16 protein-coding genes are annotated in these 22,023 nt (G+C 65.1%); 6 read left to right on the top strand and 10 right to left on the bottom strand.

The genetic code is table 11. The features are described from left to right. A partial coding sequence (locus tag ABIV12_RS07980; RefSeq protein ID WP_348058027.1) for a glycosyltransferase occupies positions 1 to 4,303 on the top strand: 4,303 nt, incomplete at its 5' end. A gap of 197 nt (positions 4,304 to 4,500) precedes the next feature. Here ABIV12_RS07980 and ABIV12_RS07975 read toward each other — a convergent pair. The 3 genes from ABIV12_RS07975 to ABIV12_RS07965 form a co-directional block, all read right to left on the bottom strand. Further along, positions 4,501 to 5,430, bottom strand: coding sequence for a DMT family transporter (locus ABIV12_RS07975; RefSeq protein WP_348058025.1), 930 nt, complete (start codon positions 5,428 to 5,430; stop codon positions 4,501 to 4,503). A gap of 54 nt (positions 5,431 to 5,484) precedes the next feature. Next, entirely contained in the window at positions 5,485 to 7,668 is a 2,184-nt protein-coding gene (gene dcp, locus ABIV12_RS07970; protein ID WP_348058030.1) for a peptidyl-dipeptidase Dcp, read from the bottom strand. A gap of 166 nt (positions 7,669 to 7,834) precedes the next feature. Continuing rightward, a complete protein-coding gene (locus tag ABIV12_RS07965; RefSeq protein WP_348058023.1) occupies positions 7,835 to 8,464 on the bottom strand; it encodes an arylesterase in 630 nt (209 codons plus the stop codon). On the opposite strand from ABIV12_RS07965, the gene ABIV12_RS07960 reads away from it, so the two are divergent. The 5 genes from ABIV12_RS07960 (at position 8,463) to ABIV12_RS07940 (ending at position 15,635) form a co-directional block, all read left to right on the top strand. Further along, the gene (locus tag ABIV12_RS07960) at positions 8,463 to 9,152 is read left to right on the top strand and encodes an ATP-binding cassette domain-containing protein (protein WP_348058021.1); all 690 of its coding nucleotides are present in this window, start codon (positions 8,463 to 8,465) and stop codon (positions 9,150 to 9,152) included. The genes ABIV12_RS07965 and ABIV12_RS07960 overlap by 2 nt on opposite strands. Continuing rightward, a complete protein-coding gene (locus ABIV12_RS07955; RefSeq protein ID WP_348058019.1) occupies positions 9,149 to 11,623 on the top strand; it encodes an FtsX-like permease family protein in 2,475 nt (824 codons plus the stop codon). The genes ABIV12_RS07960 and ABIV12_RS07955 overlap by 4 nt, the downstream gene beginning before the upstream one ends. Positions 11,624 to 11,701: 78 nt before the next feature. Then, complete coding sequence (locus tag ABIV12_RS07950; RefSeq protein ID WP_348058017.1) at positions 11,702 to 12,040, top strand: DMT family protein; 339 nt, start codon at positions 11,702 to 11,704, stop codon at positions 12,038 to 12,040. Between the two features lie 5 nt (positions 12,041 to 12,045). Further along, positions 12,046 to 12,879, top strand: a complete 834-nt coding sequence (locus ABIV12_RS07945; RefSeq protein ID WP_348058015.1) for a hypothetical protein — start codon at positions 12,046 to 12,048, stop codon at positions 12,877 to 12,879. A gap of 68 nt (positions 12,880 to 12,947) precedes the next feature. Then, positions 12,948 to 15,635, top strand: coding sequence for a hypothetical protein (locus ABIV12_RS07940; RefSeq protein WP_348058013.1), 2,688 nt, complete (start codon positions 12,948 to 12,950; stop codon positions 15,633 to 15,635). A gap of 248 nt (positions 15,636 to 15,883) precedes the next feature. Here ABIV12_RS07940 and ABIV12_RS07935 read toward each other — a convergent pair whose 3' ends face one another. From ABIV12_RS07935 to ABIV12_RS07905, 7 genes are all read right to left on the bottom strand, one after another. Continuing rightward, the gene (locus ABIV12_RS07935) at positions 15,884 to 17,026 is read right to left on the bottom strand and encodes a choice-of-anchor Q domain-containing protein (RefSeq protein ID WP_348058011.1); all 1,143 of its coding nucleotides are present in this window, start codon (positions 17,024 to 17,026) and stop codon (positions 15,884 to 15,886) included. A gap of 110 nt (positions 17,027 to 17,136) precedes the next feature. Then, the gene (mazG, locus tag ABIV12_RS07930) at positions 17,137 to 17,958 is read right to left on the bottom strand and encodes a nucleoside triphosphate pyrophosphohydrolase (protein WP_348058028.1); all 822 of its coding nucleotides are present in this window, start codon (positions 17,956 to 17,958) and stop codon (positions 17,137 to 17,139) included. Positions 17,959 to 18,129: 171 nt separating this feature from the next. After that, positions 18,130 to 18,933, bottom strand: coding sequence for a 3'(2'),5'-bisphosphate nucleotidase CysQ (gene cysQ, locus ABIV12_RS07925; RefSeq protein ID WP_348058009.1), 804 nt, complete (start codon positions 18,931 to 18,933; stop codon positions 18,130 to 18,132). After that, the gene (gene nudE / locus ABIV12_RS07920) at positions 18,930 to 19,490 is read right to left on the bottom strand and encodes an ADP compounds hydrolase NudE (RefSeq protein ID WP_348058007.1); all 561 of its coding nucleotides are present in this window, start codon (positions 19,488 to 19,490) and stop codon (positions 18,930 to 18,932) included. Before nudE ends, cysQ begins: the two co-directional genes overlap by 4 nt. A 100-nt stretch (positions 19,491 to 19,590) precedes the next feature. Beyond that, positions 19,591 to 20,397, bottom strand: a complete 807-nt coding sequence (locus tag ABIV12_RS07915) for an inositol monophosphatase family protein (protein ID WP_348058005.1) — start codon at positions 20,395 to 20,397, stop codon at positions 19,591 to 19,593. Then, complete coding sequence (gspN, locus tag ABIV12_RS07910) at positions 20,394 to 21,161, bottom strand: type II secretion system protein N (RefSeq protein WP_348058003.1); 768 nt, start codon at positions 21,159 to 21,161, stop codon at positions 20,394 to 20,396. Before gspN ends, ABIV12_RS07915 begins: the two co-directional genes overlap by 4 nt. A 237-nt stretch (positions 21,162 to 21,398) precedes the next feature. Next, complete coding sequence (locus tag ABIV12_RS07905; RefSeq protein ID WP_348058001.1) at positions 21,399 to 21,938, bottom strand: carboxymuconolactone decarboxylase family protein; 540 nt, start codon at positions 21,936 to 21,938, stop codon at positions 21,399 to 21,401. Positions 21,939 to 22,023: the final 85 nt, after the last annotated feature.

Raw genomic sequence — 22,023 nt, 5'->3', positions numbered from 1 at the left:
GCTATCGACCTTGCGTGCGCGCCTGCCGGCGTCGGCCACGGTGAGCCTGCTCGGTCGCTGCGCCGTCGACGCGGCCTGGGACGATGCGGAGCGCCTGCCCGAGGTCGCAGAAGGCGAACATCCTTCGATCATTCTCGCCGACGTTGCGCGTCGATATCCGGGTGAGCATGTCATTCTCGTCCGGGCGGATGCCGTGCTCCCGACGTTGGCGTGCGAACGCCTGTTGCGTGCATTGCTGCTGCCCGACGTGATCGGTGCAGTTGCGCTGGACCGCGCACGCATCGCTTCGGCACGGCAGTCCGACGTGGATTGGCTCGATGCGATCGCGTTCGCAATGGGCGATCGAGATGTCTGCGACGACGATGCGTTCTTCGGTCCGCATCCGCCGGCGATGTCGGCATGGCACGCGGAACGTATCGGCCGCATCGCTGGCCAACCCCTGAGGGAGCGCGACGCCATCGATGCCGCGGGCTTGCGCGTCGTGTTGCTCGATCACCTCGTCGTGGATTCGCTCTCGCTCACGCAGAGGCCGCCAACGCCGCAGGATCCGCGCGATCCGACGCCACCCACGACACTCGACCGGCTTCGCGAGCGCATTGGCGCGGCGCTGCGGGCCGGCTTCACGCCGTCGCGTCCAGGCCTCGATGCCCGGCCAGTTGTGTTGCATGTGCTGCACGGTTGGGGCGGCGGCGCCGAACGCTGGGTGCGTGATGTTGCAGCAGCCGACCAGAGCGTCCATCACCTGGTGCTCATCGCGCGCGGCAGTTTCGCGCGACGCCGCCATGGCGAGTGGCTTGAATTGCACGAGGGCGGACTGACCGGTCCGCCCCTGCGCCGCTGGCCGTTGCCGCGCGCAATCGCCGACACCGCGCTTGGCGATCCTGTCTATCGCGACTTGCTGGCGCAGGTGATTGGCGACATCTGCGTTGACGCCGTGGTCGTTTCATCACTCATCGGTCACAGTCTCGATGTCTTCCGGACTGGCCTGCCGACGTTCTGCATCGTGCACGACCACTACCCGCTGTGGCCGGTGCTGCATCGGGACTTCGGCGATCCAGCGCTGTCGTTCGACGACGCGCAACGCGAGGCGGATCTCGATGCAACCGGCGATGATCGCGAATTCGCCAATCGCGATTGGCGGCACTGGCAACGCTTGCGCGATGCCACGGTTGACGCACTCCGTTTGGCGAATGCGACGCTGATCGCGCCGAGCCGGTCTGCGCTGCTCAATCACCTGCGCCTCGCGCCCGAACTCGGCACGCTGCCACAGCATGTGGTGGCTCACGGACTTGCACCGTGGCGCGATGCACAGGCGTCGGTGCCGCTGCCGGCGCACGCACGTCCTCGATTGCTGGTGCCCGGTCGCATCCGTCGCGGCAAGGGCGCCGAGTTGCTGCTCGCGGCGTTGCCGCGCTTGCGCGAGCACGTGGACCTGTTCCTGGTCGGGGCCGGTGCGGACGCGCACGCGCTGTTCGGCGAACGCGGCGTGCACATCCTGCTCGATTATCAGCGTGACGACCTGCCGAAGCTCCTCGCGGACATCCGACCGGATGCGGCGCTGCTGTTGCCGACCGTCGCGGAAACCTTCAGTTACACGCTGTCGGAACTGCGCAGTCTCGGGGTCCCTGTGATCGCGACGCGGGTCGGCGCGTTGGCCGAGCGCATCGACGATGGCGTCGATGGTTTCCTTGTCGACGCGCAGGCGGATGACGTCGTCGCACGTGTCGTCGAACTGCTCGCCGATCCGATCGCATTCGAACAGGTTCGTCGCACACTCGCGTCACATCCCGTCAGTACTCTGGCGGAGATGGCCGACGCGTACACGTCGGTGATGCGACTCGGCACCCGCAAACCCTTGCGCTATCCGGTTGGATCGACAGGGGCGATGGATCTGGACGTGGCCGTTGCGGCGAACGGGCTGGCGCGGTCACGCGAACACGAGCGTCTCCTCGCCGCCGACCTCCGCGCGGTCCGCGCTGAAAGCGAGCGGCGGGGCGACTGGGGACACACGCTCGATCGGAACCTCGCTGCGCTCTACGACAAGTACACGACGCTGCACGACGACCTGTCGGAGCGAACGCGCTGGGCACTCGCACTGGATACCGAACTGCAGGACGTCAAACCCCGCTACGAGCAGACCATCGCCAGCACGTCATGGCGCATCACGGCGCCATTGCGTCGCGCGAACGCGATTGCGCGACGCGTCCGTGCGAGCCTCGCATTTCGCAGCGCACGCCTGCGCGCGACGCTGGGGCGCGTTCGTGGCAGCCTCGTGCAGCGCGGTGTGGCCGGCACGTTGTCGCGCATCGCGCAGGAGTTGCGCGGGAGCGAACGCGTCCGCAGCCGCCTGACCTATCCGGAGCCACGCGAAGACGTCGCGCCATTCGAGGTGCCATCCAGCGACACGCCGCGGGTGTCGATCGTGATTCCCGTCTACAACAAGATCGCGTACACCACAGCGTGCCTGCGCTCGATCGTCACGCATGCGGGCACAACGTCGTTCGAGATCATCGTGGTGGACGACGGATCCAGCGACGCGACACCGCAGCGACTCGATTCAATCACCGGCATCCGGTCGGTCCGCAATGCGCAGAACCTCGGCTTCATCGGTTCGTGCAACGCCGGAGCCGCCATTGCGCGCGGCGATTTCCTGCTGTTTCTCAACAACGATACAGTGGTCACGACCGGCTGGCTCGAACCACTGGTCGACTGCATCGACCATGCGCCCGACGCCGGCCTCGTCGGCGCCAAGCTCGTCTACCCGGATGGCCGCCTGCAGGAAGCAGGCGGCATCGTGTTCAACGACGGCTCCGGCTGGAACTACGGACGCTTCGGCGAACCCGATGACGCGCGCTACGATTTTCGGCGTGAAGTGGACTACTGCTCGGGTGCCGCGATCCTGCTGCGTCGCGACCTGTTCGAACGACTCGGACAATTCGACACGCGCTACACGCCGGCGTACTACGAGGATACCGATCTCGCGTTTGCGGTGCGCGAAGCCGGCCTCAAGGTGTACGTCGAGCCAGCGGCGACCGTCGTGCATTTCGAAGGCATCACCTCCGGCACCGATACAGCGAGCGGCACCAAGCGTTTCCAGGTAATCAATCAGGCGAAATTTGCGGAGAAGTGGAAGGACGCACTCGCGCGGCAACCCGCGCCCGGCACGCCGATCGGAATTGCCGCGACGCATCGCTGGAAGAAGCGCGTGCTGATCATCGACGCGACCATCCCGCAACCCGACCACGATGCCGGATCGGTGCGCATGGTGAATCTGATGCGCGTGCTCGGCGAACTGGGCTATCAGGTCAGCTTCATGCCGGACAACCGGTTGTGGACCGCGCGTTACACGCCCGCGTTGCAGTCGCTCGGCGTCGAAGTGCTGTATGCACCCTATGCCGCCGATCCGGTTGCGCTGCTGCGCGAGCGCGGGCGCGAATTCGACCTGGTGATCCTTTCTCGCCACTACGTCGCCGCCAGTTACGTCGGGTTGGCGCGGCTGTATGCACCGCAAGCCACACTCGCGTTCGACACGGTCGACCTGCATTACCTGCGCGAACGTCGCGCCGCGGAAGTGGCCGGCGTTGCCGATCCGGAGCGCGCCAGCGCGGCAACCCGCGCGCAGGAGCTGAAGATCATCCGCGAGTGCGATCTGACGCTCGTCGTCAGCGAAGCGGAACAGGCGTTGCTGGCAACGGACGCGCCGGGCGCGCGCGTGGAAATTCTCTCGACCGTCAACGAAGTTCATGGCTGCCGGATTCCGTTTGCGGAACGCCGCGACCTCGTCTTCGTGGGTGGCTTCCAGCATCCGCCGAACGCCGACGCGGTCGCGTGGTTCGTGCGCGAGGTGTTCCCGCTGCTGCGCGCCGACCTGCCCGACGTGCGCTTCCACGTGATCGGCAGCAAGGTGCCGGATGCGATCCGCGAACTCGGCGACGACCATGTGCTGGTGCACGGATTCGTCGAGGACATCACACCGTACATGGACGGATGCCGTGTCTCGGTCGCGCCTCTGCGCTACGGCGCCGGAGTCAAGGGCAAGATCAACACCGCGATGAGTTACGGGTTGCCGGTGGTCGCGACCACACTGGGTGTCGAAGGGATGCATGTGCGCGCTGGCGAGGACGTGCTCGTTGCCGATTCGCCCGCTGCGTTCGCGGCGGAAGTTGCAAGGCTGTACCGCGATGAAAGTCTGTGGAAACGACTCTCGACCAATGGCCTCGCAAACGTGGAACAGCACTTTTCATTTGCCGCCGCGCGCACCGCACTCCAACACATCGTCTCCGATGGAATGCGGCCTGCGTAGGCCGGACGCGTATTTTGCGGCCGGCGCGCACGCGCGCAATCGCACTTCCACGCCGGTCGAGCTGCGGCCGTCCACCCTACAAAAGAACGCATTCGACCGTGCCCCGATGGAGCGCGTCTTCACAGACCGCACGCGCAATGCGCGGCCGGCGCTCTTCATGTCCCGACCGCACAGGCGATGATCGAAGCCCACACCGATCACTTCGGCTCGGCGGCTCCCCGGCTTGGCAACGTCGCACCGCGCGCGCCGGGTCGCCAGGTGCCGATGAAGATGCCGACCAGCGAGAGGCCGACACCGATCCAGTCGCTCGAGTGCGTGGGCCGGCCGAAGCCGATCACGTCGAAAAGAAAGGACAGCGCGGGCTGCAGCAGCAACACAAGACCGATCGTCGACGCGGGCAACTGTGGCATCGCACGCGTCAGCAGCACCCACCCGAGTACCTGACCGCAAAAGCCGAGGCCAAGCAGCGCCAACCAGCTCTGCGCATCCGGGATCGCAAAGCTGTCCCCTTCGATCAGCGCGGCAATGCCGAGGAAAAGCGCGCACAACAGTGTGCTGACGCACAGCAACTGCGCCGGCTGCAACTGCACGTGGCCCGCACGCTGCGCATGGCGCGTCGACAACATGTAGACCGCGTACGCAATCCCGGTGACGATGCCGAGCACGACGCCGGTCTGATAGCTCGCGTCGACGGTCGACCAGTCGAGTCCGACCAGCAGGTAAAGGCCTACAAACGCAAGCGCGAGCCCTGCAAGAAACGGGACACCGAGCTTTTCGCGGTAGAGCACGAAGCCCGCGAGCGCCATCAGGAACACCTGAAAATTTCCAAGCAGCGTCGCGAGGCCGGGGCCGATGATGAGAATGCTCCGGTGCCACATCATCAGGTCGACCGCGAACGCGGCTGCCGGAATCGTCAGCCACGCGATTTCGGCGAGGCGCACGCGCCGCCACTGGCCGAGCGCGAGCAAGCCGATCAACAGCATGCTGCCGCCGAGCGCCATGCGATAGAAGCCCGCCATCGTCGGACCGACGTGGGCAAGCTTGACGAATACGCTGGTGGTACTGATCGCGATCGCGCCGGCAGTCATCTGCAGCAGCGCTGCGCGGGGGAGATGGGAATCGGCCACGCGCATCCTTCAGGAGTCGGTCCGCCGGACGACGTCCGGCGGAACGCTTCAAACTTACAGCGCGGCGCCCGACGCCTTCTTCTCGACCGGCACCTTCGTGCCCGCATCGTCGGACGGAGCGTCCTTGAGCCCACGCTGCTCCAGCAGTGGCTCGACACTCGGATCGCGCCCGCGGAACGCGCGGTACAACGATGCCATGTCCTGCGTACTGCCGCGCGACAGGATCATGTCGCGGAAGCGCTGGCCATTTTCACGGCTGAGTCCGCCATGTTCGCGGAACCAGTAGAACGCATCATGGTCGAGCACTTCGCTCCAGAGATACGCGTAATAGCCGGCTGCATAGCCGCCGCCCCAGATGTGCGCGAAATAGGAGCTGCGGTACCGCGGCGGCACCTGCGCCATGTCGACGTGGAATTCCTTCAACGACTTCGTTTCGAATGCATCCACGTCCTGCTTGGGTGAACCCGGCGGCAGCGTGTGCCAGGCCATGTCGAGCAACGCGGCTGCGAGATACTCGGTCGTGGCAAAACCCTCGCCGAAGGTCGCTGTCTTCTTGATCTTCGCGACCAGCTCGGCCGGCATCGGCGCGCCCGTCTGGTAGTGCTTGGCGTAGTTGGCGAACACCTTCGGATCGCTTGCCCAATGCTCGTTGAACTGCGACGGGAACTCGACGAAGTCGCGCGGCGTGTTCGTGCCGGACAACGTCGGATACTTCACGTTCGACAGCATGCCGTGCAGCGCGTGGCCGAATTCGTGGAACATCGTCGTGACATCACCGAACGTGACCAGCGCCGGTTGTCCTGCGGCCGGCTTGGTGAAGTTGCAGATGTTGTAGACCACCGGCTTCGTGCCCATCAGGCCCGACTGACCAACCAGGTTGTCCATCCACGCGCCGCCGCGCTTGCTGTCACGCTTCCAGTAGTCGGCGTAGAACAGAGCCATCGAGGAGCCGTCCTTGTCGAATACCTCGAATACGCGCACGTCCGGCTGCCACACCGGCAGGTCCTTGCGTTCCTTGAAGGTCAAGCCGTAGAGCTGGTTGGCCGCGAAAAAGACGCCGTCTTCCAGCACGCGGTTGATCTCGAAGTATGGCTTCACCTGCGACTCGTCGAGGTCGTACTCGGCCTTTCGCACCTGCTCTGCGTAATGCTGCCAGTCCCACGGCGCGAGCTTGAAGCCTTCCTTGTTCTTGTCGATCAGCGCCTGCATCTGCGCCTCTTCACCGCGTGCCTTTGCCGTAGCCGCCGGCACCATGTCGGTCATCAGTTTCTCGGCCGCCTCCGGCGTCTTCGCCATCTGGTCGTCCAGCGTGTACGCGGCAAAATTCGGGAAGCCCAGCAGCTTCGCCCGATCCGCGCGCAGCACTGCGAGGCGTTGCACGATGACCCGCGTGTCGTTTGCATCGCCGTGTTCGGCGCGTTCGGTCGACGACTTGAACAGCCGCTCGCGCACCGCGCGATCCTTGAGGTTCACCTGCGCAGGTTGCTGCGTTGTGTTCTGCAGCGTGATCGCGTATTTGCCAGCCTGCATGTGCGACTTCGCTGCATCGGCGGCGGCCGCGATATCGGCGTCGGAAAATCCGGACAGTGCCTCCTTGCTGTCGACGATCACCGCGCCCGCATTCGTTGCGGCGAGCAGCTTGTTCTGAAAGTCGGTGGAAAGAGTCGACTCCTCCTTGTTGAGTGCACGCAGCTTGGTCTTGTCCGCGTTGTCGAGGTTCGCACCCGCGCGCACGAAATTGCGGTAGTAGCGCTCGGTCAGATGAATCTGCTCGGGATCGAGACCGCTCGATTCGCGCGAGTCGTAGATCTTCTTCACGCGCTTGTAGAGCGTGTCGTTGAGGTAGATCGCGTCCTGATGCTCGGCGAGCTTCGGCGCCAGTGCTTCCTGCGCTTTCTGCAACGTGTCGTTGGTGTTCGCACCGGTCACCATGCCGAACGACGCGCCGACACGGGCGAGCAGCTGCCCGGTGCGCTCCATCGCCTCGATCGTGTTGGCGAACGTCGGCGCGTCCTTCTGCGCAGCAATGGTGTTCATTGCCGCGAGCTGGTCGCGCATCCCGGCCTCGATGGCCGGCTGGTAGTCGGCATCCTTGATCTTGTCGAACGGTGGCGCCTGGAACGCCAGCGTGCTTTGGGTGGCAAACGGATTGGACGCGGACAGCGCCGCCGGCGCCTTCGCCAGTGCGTCGGCTGATTGCACCAGAAGACCGCCGCTGCCGGCGAGGATCAGGTTCATCGTCATCGTGAGAAGTCGTGTTCGCAGCATGAAGGGAGGGTCCTTGCGGAAGCGGGGGGAATCCGAATCGGCGCTGCCGGACGGATCAGGCCGGCCAGCCTACCATTCTGTCGCCGCACGGCATGTGCCGATTGGCCCATGCGCGGGATGTCGCGCCGGTCCTGCGTCAATGGGCGTCGGAGAGTGTGCCCACCACCGGGCCCAGCACGTCCCAGACGTTCTGCAGCACGCGTGCCTGTGCGGGGGCCTTCGGGTGGAGACCGTCGTCCTGCATCAGAGCCGGATCGAGCGCAACACCTTCGAGCAGGAACGGCAGCAGCGGGACATTGAATTCCGTCGCCAGACCCCGATACAGGCTACGCAGGCCGTCGCGGTACTGCGGGCCATAGTTGACCGGCAGCTCGATGCCGATCAGGACGCCTTTGGCGCCAGCATTGCGGACATCGGCCAGGATTTTCGACAGATTCGTGCGCACTTCGGTCAGCGGGAGCCCACGCAAGCCGTCGTTCGCTCCGAGTTCGACGATCACGACGGCGGGCTTGTGCTGGCTCAACAGCGGTGGAAGTCGGGCAAGTCCACCGGCGCTCGTCTCGCCGCTGATGCTCGCATTCACGACTGCGCGTGCAGGCTTGGCCGCTTGCAGGCGCTGGGAGAGCAAGGTCACCCAGCCTTCGTTCGGCGCCAATCCGTAGGCTGCAGAAAGGGAATCGCCGAGCACCAGAACCGGTGCGACGGTGGCTGCGATCGACGGAGCGCAGACGCTGGACAACAGAACCAACAATAAGGCACGAAGCATGAGTGATGTGACCGCAAGCGCGTTGAGTGCCGCCCAGATTAGCAAAGTCGTCGAGGGTCCCGACGGTCGACTCACCATTCTCGACGGCGTCGGGCTCGATGTCGCGCGCGGTGACAGCCTGGCGATCGTCGGTGCGTCGGGTTCAGGCAAGACCACCCTGCTCGGCCTGCTCGCCGGCCTGGATCGACCCACCTCCGGCTCGATCACCCTCGCAGGAACCACGCTCGACGCACTCGACGAAGAGGCGCGCGCACGACTGCGTCGACGTCGCGTCGGCTTCGTGTTCCAGAGTTTTCACCTGCTTCCGGCCCTCAATGCAGAAGAAAACGTGATGCTGCCACTCGAGCTCGATGGCCGCGACGATGCGCGCGACCGCGCTGCCGAAGCGCTCGGCCGGGTCGGCCTCGCCGCGCGACGCCATCACTATCCGTCGCAGCTGTCCGGGGGCGAGCAACAGCGGGTGGCACTCGCGCGGGCATTCGTGCATGGCCCGGAGATCCTGTTCGCCGACGAGCCGACCGGCAATCTCGACCAGCGCACGGGAGCGAACGTCGGCGATCTGCTGTTCGCGCTCAATCGCGAACATGCGACAACGCTGGTGCTGGTCACCCACGATGAAGTTCTCGCGGCGCGATGTGCGCGGCGCCTCCATCTGCGCGAAGGACGCATCGTCGAGGCTGGCGCGTGAGGCCGCTGGCCTTTGCGGCACGCAGCCTGCGCCGCGAATTCCGGCATGCCGAACTCGCCACGCTCGCCGCCGCGCTGGTTCTGGCGGTCGCGGCACTGACCGCCGTCGCGACGCTTGCCAGCCGGGTCGAACACGCGCTGATTGCGTCGGCCGCCGACCTGATTGGCGGCGATCTCGGCATTGGTGCGAGCCGCGCACTGCCCCCCGCGTTCGCAGCGCAGGCAAACGAGCGCGGCCTGCAGACGAACGTGCTCGCCGATTTCCCCAGCGTCGCCTTTGCCGGCGAGAAGAGCCGGTTGTGCGACATCCGCGCGAGCGACGAGGCGTTTCCACTGCGCGGCGCGTTGACCATCATCGACACCGGTGGACATGAAACGCCTGCGCACGCTCCGTCCGCCGGCACCGTGTATGTCGATCACGCGGTGCTCGCCGCGCTGGATGTTTCGATCGGCGCAACTCTGCAGCTGGGCGGTCGCGATCTGGTGATTGGCGGCGAGATCTCCAAGTCGCCTGACGGTGGAAATCTGTTCCGCATCGCGCCACGCATCCTGATGAATCTGACGGATGCGCAGGACGTCGGATTGCTCGGCCCCGGAAGCCGCGCACGCCATCGGATGCTGGTCTCCGGAAGCGAACGCGCGGTCGCCGCATTTGCTTCGTGGGCGAAGCCGCAGCTTCCCGATGGCGCGGAGATCACCACCGTCGAGGACGCACAGCAGAACCTGCGCAGCGCGTTCGAGCGTGGCGAGAGTTTTCTGCGCCTCGCGGCTCTTCTCGCCGCGCTGCTTTCGGGGGTTGCAATTGCCCTCGCAGCGCAACGCTTCGCGCGCCGCAAGATCGAGGAAGTGGCGTTGCTGCGCTGCCTTGGTGCGAGTCGTGGCGAGATCGTGTCCGCACTGTTCCTCGAACTGGTGCTGCTCGCGTTGCCCGCGTGTGCTGCAGGACTCGTGCTCGGCCTCGTGTTGCAGCAGGTGGTGCTGAGCCTTGCGAGTGGACTGCTTCCGGGAGCGACACCGGCGGTACCGTGGGGTCCTCCGATTGCGGCGTTTGCGGTCGGACTCGCGGTGTTGTTCGGCTTTGCGCTTCCGCCGCTGCTGCGATTGCGCGATGTCGAACCGATGCGCCTGTTCCGCCGCGATCTGGTGACGCGTGTGCGGCGCGTCGACGTGTTGTATCTGTTGCCGGTCGCGGTCGGCGCATTGCTGATCCTCCTTGGCGCCGGCAACGTGCGGCTCGCTGCGACACTCGCAGCGGGGTTTGCCGGCGTCGCGGTCGCCACGTTGCTCCTTGGACTTGCATTGCTGTCCGTCGTACGGATCGCATCCCTGCGCCTTCGCGGCGCGCTGCGCTTCGGGCTCGCGAATCTCGCGCGACGACGGATGTTGACGCTGATCCAGGCCGGAGCGCTGGCGCTCAGCCTGACCGCGCTCGCGTTGCTCGGTGTGGTCGGCCCGTCGCTGCTCGCACACTGGCGCGCTGAACTGCCGACCGACACGCCCAACTGGTTCATGATCAACCTGCAACCCGAACAGGTCGCGCCGATCGAGCAGCGCCTGCAGGAACTTCACGCGAGCAGCGTCAATCTGCTGCCGCTGGCGTCCGGCAAGCTGGTCGCGATCAACGGCAAAATACCGGACGAAAAATCCTACGACGATCGCCGCGCAAGTGGCGCGATCAGCGGTGAAGTGCGGGTCAGCTGGAGCACCGCGTTGCCGCCGTCGAACAAGCTGGTTGAAGGAAGCTGGTTCGGCACATCCACATCGAAACCACAGCTGTCGGTCGATCAGATGTGGATCGACATGTTCCATCTCAAACTCGGCGACACGTTGACGGTGCGCGTCGGCGAGAAGGAACTGGAGGCAACGATCACCAGCATCCGTCACGTCGACTGGACCTCGTTCCGCGCGAACTTCTTCCTCATGCTGGACCCTGCCAGTGCCGCAGCCTTGCCGCACGCCTTCGTCGCGAGCTTTCATCTCGATGGTGCGAATGCGCTGGCGTCGCTGTCGCGCGATTTTCCGAACGTGTCGCTGATCGACCTCAACGCAATCCTCGATCGCGTTCGCGACATCATCGATCGGGTGACGCGCGCAGTGACCTCGGTGCTCGGCTTCAGCCTGCTGGCCGGCGTGCTTGTGTTGCTCGCTGCACTCGCGTCGACGGCGGACGAACGCCGCTTCGAGTCGGCACTGCTGCGCACGCTCGGCGCGCATCGACGGCAGCTGTCGATTGCCGTGCTGAGCGAGTTCGCAGTTCTGGGCCTGCTCGCAGGCTCCATCGCGGTGATCGGCTCCGGCGTGCTCGGCACCGTGCTCGCCCGTGAGGTATTCCGGATGCCCGACTACACGCCGCCGCTCGGCGCGCTGGCCGCACTGGTCGCGGCAGCCGCGGCGATCGTCGCGCTGGCGGGCTGGGCCGGCACACTGCGCATTTCCCGCACGTCGCCGATGGCAGTGCTGCGAAGCGGCTGACCATTCAGCCGCGCGCAGACCTTCCCGGAGAGCTGTCCGCTACCATGCGCGCGATTTCCCCGATCGAGTCGCGCGCCCATGTGGAATGTCGTATTGCCCATCCTGCTGCTGATCGGGTCGAACGTCTTCATGACGTTTGCCTGGTACGGCCATCTGAAATTCACCGACCGGCCGTTGTGGATCGTGATCATCGCGAGCTGGGGCATCGCCTTCTTCGAGTACTGCCTGCAGGTGCCGGCGAATCGATACGGATACGGCACGTTCAACGCGGCCCAGCTGAAGGGAATCCAGGAAATCATCACGCTGAGCGTATTCGCGGTGTTTTCGATCACCTACCTCGGTGCGTCGCTCAAATGGAACCATGCGGTCGGCTTCGCGCTGATGGTCGCGGCCGCGTTCTTTCTGTTCAAGGAGTAGTCCCTGTGAACCCGATGACGACTGCATGGGCTGCCGCGCTTGCTGCTGCAACGATGTTGCTCGCCGCTTGCGCGTCCGCGCCGCCCTCGCCGACAGCGCGGGAAACCGAGGTGCCAGTGCGCATCGAGCGTTTCGACAAGGAATTCGAACTGGCGCGCGGCGTCACGCGCGTCGCGATCGACAACCCATGGGGCGAGATCAATATCCGCAGTCGCGACGAGCGCGAAGTCGGCATTCATGCAGTGGTCCAGAGATTGCCGCCCGGGTTTGCGCCCGCAACGATGCGATCGCACCGCGACGGCGCAACGCTGCACATCGACGTGACGATGGACGGCGCAACGCCGGGCGCGCTTCCGTTGCAGGGTCGGATCGACATCGCTGTCTACCTACCGGGCGACCTTGTGCTTGCGCTGCACACGCGTGACGGACGTATTTCAGCGAAGCGGAGAGCGGCCGCAGTCGAAGCGTCGTCGAAATCGGGGGCGCTGCTGATCTCGTCGCGTGGCCGACTCGATCTCCACTCGGACTCGGGCCCGATCAGGGCGGTCGCGATCGGCGCGCGGTGGGACGGTCGCAGCGAGATCACCAGCGACAGTGGCCGAATCGTGTTGATGGTGCCGACGTTCGGCGACATTGCGCTGGAAGCGACCACCAACGGCCGGCTCACCAACGACTTCGGTCTGAGTGTGACACCCGATCGCGGAGGAGCGAGCCACGCTGCAGCGCGGTACGGCCAAGGCCTTTCGCCGCTGACCATACGCAGCCGCACGGGCGAGATCGTCCTTGAACAGCTCGTCCTCATGGGCGAGGATAAGGGGGACCAGAATGATGATGACTGATCCGCCCACGGGCGGATGAGCAGCGGCAAGTCTGCCGGTCAGCATTCCACACCTTCCGGAGTTCAGGCATGCGATCCACTTCCCGAGTGCTGACGGCATTGATGGCCGTAGCGTCTGCGCTTCCCGGCCTCGTCAGCGGCGCCGCATCGACTGACGTGCAGGTCAGCACAGGTGCGGACTATGTCAGTCCGCCTTCGCTGCCCGAGCAATTCTTCCTCGACGCGCGCATGCGTCCGGCGATCGCTGCGTGGAAGCCGGGCGACCCCATCCGCGAGATCCCGCGCCAGTTCCACGGAGAGGAAGACCTGCAGCGGCATCCGCCCGCTCCGGTGAACCGGGTGATTCCCGGCACCGATCTGCTGGTCGAACTCCAGCGCGAAATGGGACATCCGGCTGCGGTCGACGCGTTCACGACCCCGCTGGTGAACATCGTCGGCCAGGGAAACACAGGCGTGTTCCCGCCCGATCCTTCGGGTGATGTTGGCGGCGGCTTCTTCGTGCAGGCGATCAACGGCAGCGGCGGCGCACTGTTCGAGATCTACAACACCGCGACCGGCAGCGTTGCAGCGGGTCCGTTCAACATGGACGGGCTCGGCAGTGGCGGCGCTTGCGCGTCGGGTCTCGGCGACGGCGTGGTGGTGTTCGATCAGCTCGCGCAGCGCTGGCTGTTCACCGAATTCGCCAACGTCGGCAACAATCTCTGCGTGTATCTCAGTGCCACCGACAATCCGGTGACGACCACGTGGACACGCTACGTGTTCACCACGCCGAGCTTTCCCGACTATCCCAAATACGGCGTCTGGCCGGATGCCTACTATGTCGGAGCGAACGAAGGCCCTGCAGTGTATGCGCTCGACCGCACCAAGATGCTCGCGGCGCAGGCGGCCACCCTGCAGCGAAAAACCGTTCCTGCCCTCGGCGGCCTCGGTTTCCAGATGGTCGTGCCCGGATCGGTGAGCGGCAGCACGCCGCCGCCGGCGGGCGCTCCGGGAATCTTCGGGCGTGACAACGACGACGAGCGCAACAACCCTGGCAGCAACGATCCGACGAAGGATTTCATCGAACTGTTTGCGATGCACGTCGACTTCACCACGCCGGCGAGCACCACGCTGACCGGGCCGATCCGCGTCGACGAGGCGGAATTCGATTCGGAATTCAATGTGACCAGCGGCTTCGGTGCGATCCACCAGCCGAACACGTCGCAGACGCTCGACCCGCTGCTCGAAGTGCTCATGTACCCGCTCTACTACCGCAACTTCGGCGACCACGAATCGCTCATCGGCAACCACGTGACGCAGATCGCAACAGGCAACATCGCCGGTGTTCGCTGGTTCGAACTTCGCCGCACCGGTGGCAGCGGCGGCACCTGGTCGATGTACCAGCAGGGCACGTTCGCTCCGACCGATGCAGGTGGCCAGATCAGTCGCTGGATGGCGGCGATCGGAATGGATCAATCGGGCAACATCGCCCTCGCGTACAGCGTCGCGCGCGCAACGCCGGCGGTCTTTCCAGGACTCAGTTACACCGGTCGTCTCGCAACCGATCCACTCGGCGTGATGACCCAGTCCGAAACCAGTCTCGTCGCCGGCCTGTCGTCGCAGACCCAGGCCGATCGCTGGGGCGACTATCACCAGATGGGCGTTGACCCTGCCGACGGCTGCACGTTCTGGTTCACCGGCGAGTACATGACGGCATCGTCGCAGTGGACGACGCGTGTCTCGTCGTTCAAGTTCGACAACTGTGCCGCCACGGTCGGATTCACACTGAGCGCGACCAACCTCTCGCAGGACGTCTGCGCAATGACCGCAACGCCCGTCGACCTTCAGCCGGTGTCGATCAGCGTCGCGGCCACCAACGGTTTCAACCTTCCCGTCACGATGAGCTTTGCGCCGCCCGGGCTCCCTCCTGGCTTCGCGGGGAATTACGCACCCAACCCGGTCACGCCACCCGCGACGACGGTTGCGAGCATCAATGTCGGCAATGCCGCCACTCCGGGCACGCACAGCATCCTCCTGCGCGGCACCGGCGATGGCGTGGATCACGACCTGACCCTCGACGTGAATGTGGTGACGCAGTTGCCGGGCCAGACCACGCCCATCGCGCCGGCCGATGGCGCGACCGGCCAGCCCTCGCAACCCACCTTCAGCTGGAGCGCGACGTCGCAGGTCGCCAATTACCTGATCGAGATATCGACCAGCCCGACGTTCGCAACGACACTGCTTGCCCAGACCGTACCGGGCGGGCAGACGACCTTCCAGCCGACCGCCGCTCTGCCGGTGTCGACGCAGCTTTACTGGCGCGTGACCGCCATCAACACCTGCGGCAGCGCGGCCGCGAGCGCTGTCTTTTCATTCACCACGGCCGACGGTCCGCGACCGGCGATCGTGGTCCATCCGACGGCGGTTTCGGCCAGCGTGGATCCGGGCGGAATCGTCACCAAGACCCTGACGATCGGCAACACCGGCACGCTCGATCTCGTCTGGAGCATCGACGAAGCCGCTACAGATTGTGCGGCTCCTTCATCGGTGCCGTGGATGACCATTTCGCCCATCAGCGGCACGGTGCATGCGGGCGCTCTCGCCCAGGCGACGACGATCAACTTCAACTCGACTGGTTTGACGCCTGGCGTTTACACGGCCGCAATCTGCGTGCACGGGAACGATCCGCTGAATCCGCTGACGACCGTCCCCGTCACGTTCGAGGTGATGGGAGTCGATCTGATCTTCGCCGACGGCTTCGAGGGAAGCACGCACTGACGCGCAAAGCGCTGCGCAGCAAGATGGCGCGCCCGACTGCGGTTGCGGGCGCGCCTCTGTCAACGCAATGGCTGTTGCCTGACTCCGAGATGTCTCGCGCGCGCTGCATGCGGCGCGCAAGACTCATTTGACAGGCTTTGACGACGGCACCTCGACGCGCCGTACCACGGTTCGCCTGTGCGTCGAACTGCATCGCATGCTGCGATGCAGTTGATCCGTGCCTCTCGATCCGTCGGAATCTGCGCCGATTACTCGAACCCGTCGGCAAAGATCAGATCGATTGTCGCTCCGACCTCGACAGCTCCGCTGTCGCAGGCGGCACCGGTCGGACGCCCGCCCCCGCGCTGGTCGTACTGCAGCTGGCAAACGCCGCTCGGCACGTGATTGATCGCCGGGTTGCCGGCGGCGGGCAGCATCGTCTGGGTGGGACCGCCATTGTTGGTGAGCGCGCCCATCACCAGGTTCTGATTGATCAGGTCTCCCGTCCCGGTGAACACGCCTCCGCAACCGGTGCCGTTGCTGAGGTTGTAGCCGCCTGTCTGCAACAGGCCGTCGCAATTTCCCGTCTCGTTGCCGCTGACGATCGAACTGAAGATCGTCAGCGTCCCTTGCGAAGAACCGCCGCCGTCGTTGTACACACCTGCGCCAAAAACCGGCGAGTGATTGCCGACGACGGTGGAAAAACTGAGGATGCTGTTGCCACCCTGCTCCTGGTAGATCGCACCGCCGCCACCCGTGCCGGTGTTGTTGTTGAAGGTGGAATTGGTGATGGAAAAATCGGAGTTGCTGAAGATCGCGCCGCCCTGATGCGCTGCGGTGTTGCCATTGAACGTGCTCGCGAGGACGCTCAGGGAGCCGCCGTTGTTTTCGATTGCGCCGCCGTCTCCATCCGTGCCTGAAGTGGCACTGTTGCCGCTGAAGGTGCTCCAGACGACATCAAGCGTGCCGGAATTGAGGACTGGTCCGCGAGTCGAATTGTTGTTGATCACCTTGACGTGGTCGAGCCGCAGCGCGCCGATGTTCTCCAGTGCGCGGACGCCGTTTGACAGGATGCCATGCTGGAATGTCAGTCCCTTCAGCGTGACGTGCGAGCTGAAGAAAAACTGGAAGAACCCGTGTGCGTTCCCTCCATCAAACGTGATCGTGCCGCCGCCGTCGATCGTGACCGTGTTGGCGATCTGCTTGCCCGACGTGAAGTTGATCGTCGCGGTGCCACAGTTGAACGTGATTGTGCCGCCGCTCGGCGTGTCCACCGCGGCAAGCGCGGAACTGAGACCGCTCTCGTTGCAGTTGCCTGGACCGACCACGATCGCCGCAGCCGGGCGGATCGATAGCGCCGTCAGCACCAGCACCACGGCCGCACCGCCGAACCACTTCAGTACATTGCGCATCGCTTTCTCCCCAGAACAGTGAAACGGATTCCCGGTGGCTCCGGCCTCCAACACGAGAACTAACGTCAAAGAGCGCCGAAAAGCGACACCGGCAAACGGAACGCCCTTTTTCAGGCACGTTCGCGCTCCTCCTCCTTTGCGCGATTCCACAGCGCATCCTGCGCTGCAAGCGATTGACCTTCAAGTCTCCCGCCCGACTCTGCGGCGAGCTCCTCCATGCGACGAAATCGCCGCTCGAATTTCGCGTTCGCATGCCGCAGTGCGTGCGATACATCGACCTTGCCGTGACGCGCGAGATTCACGCAGACGAACAACACGTCGCCGATCTCGTCGGCCATCCGATCGGGATCTCGACCGGCAGCGAACTCCACGCGAACCTCTTCGATCTCCTCGTGCAGCTTGGCGAACACCGGGCCTTCGTCAGGCCAGTCGAAACCGACGCGCGCTGCCCGCTTCTGCAGTTTCAGCGCACGCTGCCATTCGGGAAGGCCGCGCGCAATGCCAGCCAGCGCACTCGTGTCCACACGTCCCTGCTCGGCACGTTCGCCCGCCTTGATGTCTTCCCAGTTCGCGAGCTGGGCGTCGGCGCCCGGTTGCGAGGCGGCATCGCCGAACACATGCGGATGGCGCCGGATCATCTTGTCGCAGATCGATTCGACCACGTCAGCGAACGAAAAATGACCCGCTTCATCGGCCATCTGGGCGTGGAATACCACCTGCAGCAGCAGGTCGCCGAGTTCGTCACGAAGGTCGGGGTAGTTGCGGCGGTCGATCGCGTCGGCCACTTCATACGCTTCCTCGATCGTGTAGGGCGCGATCGATTCGAACGTCTGCTCGACATCCCACGGACAGCCGCCGTCGCGGTTGCGCAGGCGGGACATGATCGCAAGGAGGGATTCGATGGTGGGTTTGCTTGAACAGACTTCGGTCATGTCGATCAGGATGGCCCAATGGTTGACGTCATTCGCCCGCCAGCGCGGGAATCGCTCGAACGGCAGCGTGCTCGGCAAGACGACGATGCGTTCTGCCCGGCCGCTGGCTCATTGAATCGATGGACGCGGAGCGATTCCCGCCTTCGCGGCAATGACGGCACTGGCCAAACGCTACCCGCCGAACAACATCGTCCAGTCCGCATTCCGGTCGCCAACGGCGACAAACTCCGGATTGAGCAGCGACTCCTTCGTGTTGTAGCGGAACGGTCGCCCTTCGAGATCGAGTACGGCACCGCCCGATTGTTCGAGGACGCATTGGCCGGCCGCGGTGTCCCATTCGGAGGTGAGCCCAAGCCGAAGATACAGGTCGGCTTCCGCCGCGGCGATGCGGAGAAATTTCAACGACGAGCCGAGCGGCATTTTCGTGCAGGCTCCCACCTTCGCGAGCAGAACGCTCTCGCGCTCGGACGCGTGCGATCGACTGCCGGCGACGACCAGTGGCGAAGGACGCTTGCGCGTGGACATGCGATGCGCTGTTTCGCCGGGAGCGTGAATGAGCCATGCGCCGCCGCCGTCCCACGCCCATGCGAGTTCGCCGGTCACCGGCGTCTGAACGACGCCGATGACCGGACGGTGCCGGTCGATCAACGCAATGTTGACGGTGAATTCGCCGTTGCGCTTGACGAACTCGCGAGTTCCGTCCAGCGGATCGACCAGCCAGTAGCGTGTCCACGCCGAACGCACGTCCCAACCGATCGCCGCCGATTCCTCGGACAACACCGGCAGTTCCGGAGTCAGTGCGCCAAGACCGGCGACGATGACCCGATGCGCCGCGAGATCCGCCGCCGTCAGCGGCGAACGATCGTCTTTGTGATCGACTGCGAAGTCGGACGCATAAACGTCCATGATCGCGGCGGCGGCCCGTATGGCAATCTCTGCCGCACTGTGCGCGAGATTTTCGAGATCGGCGCTCATGGCGCGGCGCGGAAGCGACCCGCGAGAAACTCGCGTGCCATGAAAAGGGCGGCAATCGAGCGGCCGTCGGTGACGTCGGGGCGTTCGATGAGGCGATGCAGCTCGGAGAGCTTCCAGCGCACCACCTCCAGTTCTTCCGGCTCGTCGCCTTCGAGTCGCTCGGGATACAGGTCACGCGCCATGACGACGTGCGCGACCGCGGTCATGTAGGCCGGCGACACGGACAGCGGCCCAAGCACGCGCAGATCGCGCGCGCCGAATCCGACTTCCTCCTTCAATTCCCGATTGGCGCCATGTTCGGGCGTTTCGCCGCGATCGAGGCGGCCCTTTGGCAGCCCGAGTTCGTATCGCTCGACACCGACCGCGTACTCGCGAACCAGCAACACGGTGTCGTCGTCGTCCATCGGCACGATGATGACGGCGCCCGTACCCGAACTCTTCAAGCGCTCAAAGGTACGTTTCTCGCCATTCGAGAACTCGAGATCGACCGCTTCAGCGCCCAGGAAGCGGCTGCTGTCGAGATCGTGGGTGCCATGGATGACCGGGAGTGTGCGCATCCGCCGATTCTACAGGCCCGCGCCACGGCCTGTGATGCATGGAGACCCACTGCATCACGGGCAGCGCGATCGTCGCGAGCGCATGGCGTTGCGCTGGACGTCAGACCGATCGCTCGAGCGAAAACGCAGCCAGCGCGAGCGCATGCAGCGCGGGCGGGCCGGCGAGCGCGCTTCGCGTATCGAGGCCGATATCGGCACCCTCGAGATCGGTGAACACGCCACCGGCCTCGCGCACGATCACCACCAGCGGCGCGATGTCGAGAATGTTGAGATCCGATTCGATCACCAGATCGATCGCGCCGCGTGCGAGCAAATGGTAGTGCAGGAAGTCGCCATAGCCGCGAATGCGCCCGACACGACGAGCCAGATCGGCCAGCGCATTCCAGCGCGGCGGCGAGGACGCGAGTGATTTCAGGTTGCCGGTGGAAATCGCGGTGTGCGGGCCGAACGTGTCGTTTGTGCCGACGTGAATCGGCTGGCCATCGAGGAACGCTCCGCCGCCGCGCGTCGCCCATGCACGCTCGCCGTACTCGCCCGCCGCAGACACGCCGAGGACGAGTTCGCCGGCATGCATCAGAGCAATCTGCGTGGAAAACATCGGATAGCCGCGAACGAACGCCTTGGTTCCGTCGATCGGATCGATCAGCCAGACAAAATCGCCCTCACCTTCGCGTCCTTCTTCTTCCCCGTAGTACGCGTGGTGCGGAAATTGCGCGCGCAGCACGCGCTTGATGGTCGCTTCCGCTTCGCGGTCGGCTTCGGTGACGGGCGTCAGGTCGGCCTTGGTCACCACTGAAAAATCCTGCGCCCGATAGCGCGGTCGCGTGACCGCCTCAGCCGCATCCGCCGCGACGTGCGCGACGGCAAGCGCACGCGCGAGGAACGCCTCGGACAATCGTTCGCTCAAAGCACTTTCAGCATCTGGCCGTGCACGATCAGCCTGGTCGATCCGTCAGTCTGCAACTCGCCGATGTGACGCAACGTCTCGGCGACCTGTGGATCTCCGTTGCGCGCACTCAAGGTGGCTTGCGCGTCGAAGGTGCCGACGTTCGCGCGGAACGTTCCGTCGACCGCCAGTTCGCCCGTGCCATCGTCATGAACCGCACCGCCGATGCCGCCATCCGGTTGCGCGGCGAAGTCGGCCAGAATGTCGGAGAAGCGAGCCTCGGCGTCGCCGGAAACGCCGGCCTCGGTCCAGCGTGCATTGCCAGTGGCGGAGCTGAGGACGGCGCCTGACAGCGTCGCCTCGGTCACCGTTCCACTGATCACGCCGAGGAGCCGCAGATTGCCGAGATCGAGCGCCGGCGCGAGGATCTCGGCAGGGACGCGGAAGCGCAAGTCGCGCACCGAATAGGTGCCGCGCGGCGTACGCGTCGCGACGCCGGCCGCATCGATGTCGGCCCCTTTCACGCGCAGGTCGGTGACGAAGGTCCCGGTCAGCAGCGCGGCCTTCTGCGCGTGCCAGTCGAGCTCGCCGAGATCGCGTCCGAGCACGCTGACGCCATCGGCGTGGCCGTCCCACACCGTTCCGCGCACACCGGTCAACACGACCGGACCCAGATACGACGTTCCGTAGCGGTACGCAACGTCAGCAGGCAGCGTCCACAGGACGATTCCACCGACAATCAGCGCGAGCACGACAAGGACGAGGAAACCTTTCAGCAATCGCATTGTTAATTTCTTGTGTCCGGCAGGGATGCAACGGCGAGACGCGGTCGCGAAGCTTAGCCGTGTGCGCCGTCCTGCGCACGTGCGTCCGGTTGGCCACGCGACCACGCATCGCCTCTCTGCGGAGGCGCTTGCTCCATACCCGTAGGCCGGACGCGCCTACGCGGCCGGCGCTTTCCCGTCACGAATACACCAACTGCCGGACGCGAAAGCGCGTCCGGCCTGCCGCCGCTTCCGCGCTCAGGCGGCTGCAGCGGCCTGTTCCGCGGTCACTGCAACGGCGTGGATCACTGCTGCGATCTTCGCGGCGCTTTGCATCGCGGCAGGCGCAACCTCGTGCTTGCGCAGTGTCTTCTCGTGCGATTCCATGCACATGCCGCACCCGTTGATCGCAGACACCGCGAGCGAGGCGAGTTCGAAGTCAATCTTGTCGCAGCCGGGATTGGCCATGACGTTCATGCGCAAGCCGGCGCGCAGTGCGGCGTATTCCTCGCTTCCGACCAGGTGAGTGAAGCGGTAGTAGATGTTGTTCATGCCCATGATCGCCGCGGCCGCACGTGCAGCGTTTGCTTCGGCTTCGGTGAGCACGCCGGCCACATGCGCGGCAATCGCCTGGGTCAGCGGTTGATGGCGCGACGCGATCGCGCTGGCGAGCGCGATGATCGCGATCTGGCGGGGATTGAGGCCTGCAGCGCCCGATTCGCTCAGCACCGAATCGAGGTTGAGGCGCAGGTCCTTGGCATAGTCGGGCAGGCTGCCCTTGATGGCATCGAGGGACATGGGACGTTCTCCTGGAAGCGGTCCGGCGGAACGGCCGGACGGCAGAAAAAAGTCGGGCGACGGTCAGGGGACCGTCGCCCGAGCC

This window comes from Dokdonella sp., assembly GCF_039926425.1.
In the GTDB taxonomy this organism is placed as follows: domain Bacteria; phylum Pseudomonadota; class Gammaproteobacteria; order Xanthomonadales; family Rhodanobacteraceae; genus Dokdonella_A.
This window is presented reverse-complemented; position numbering and strand designations above follow the sequence as displayed.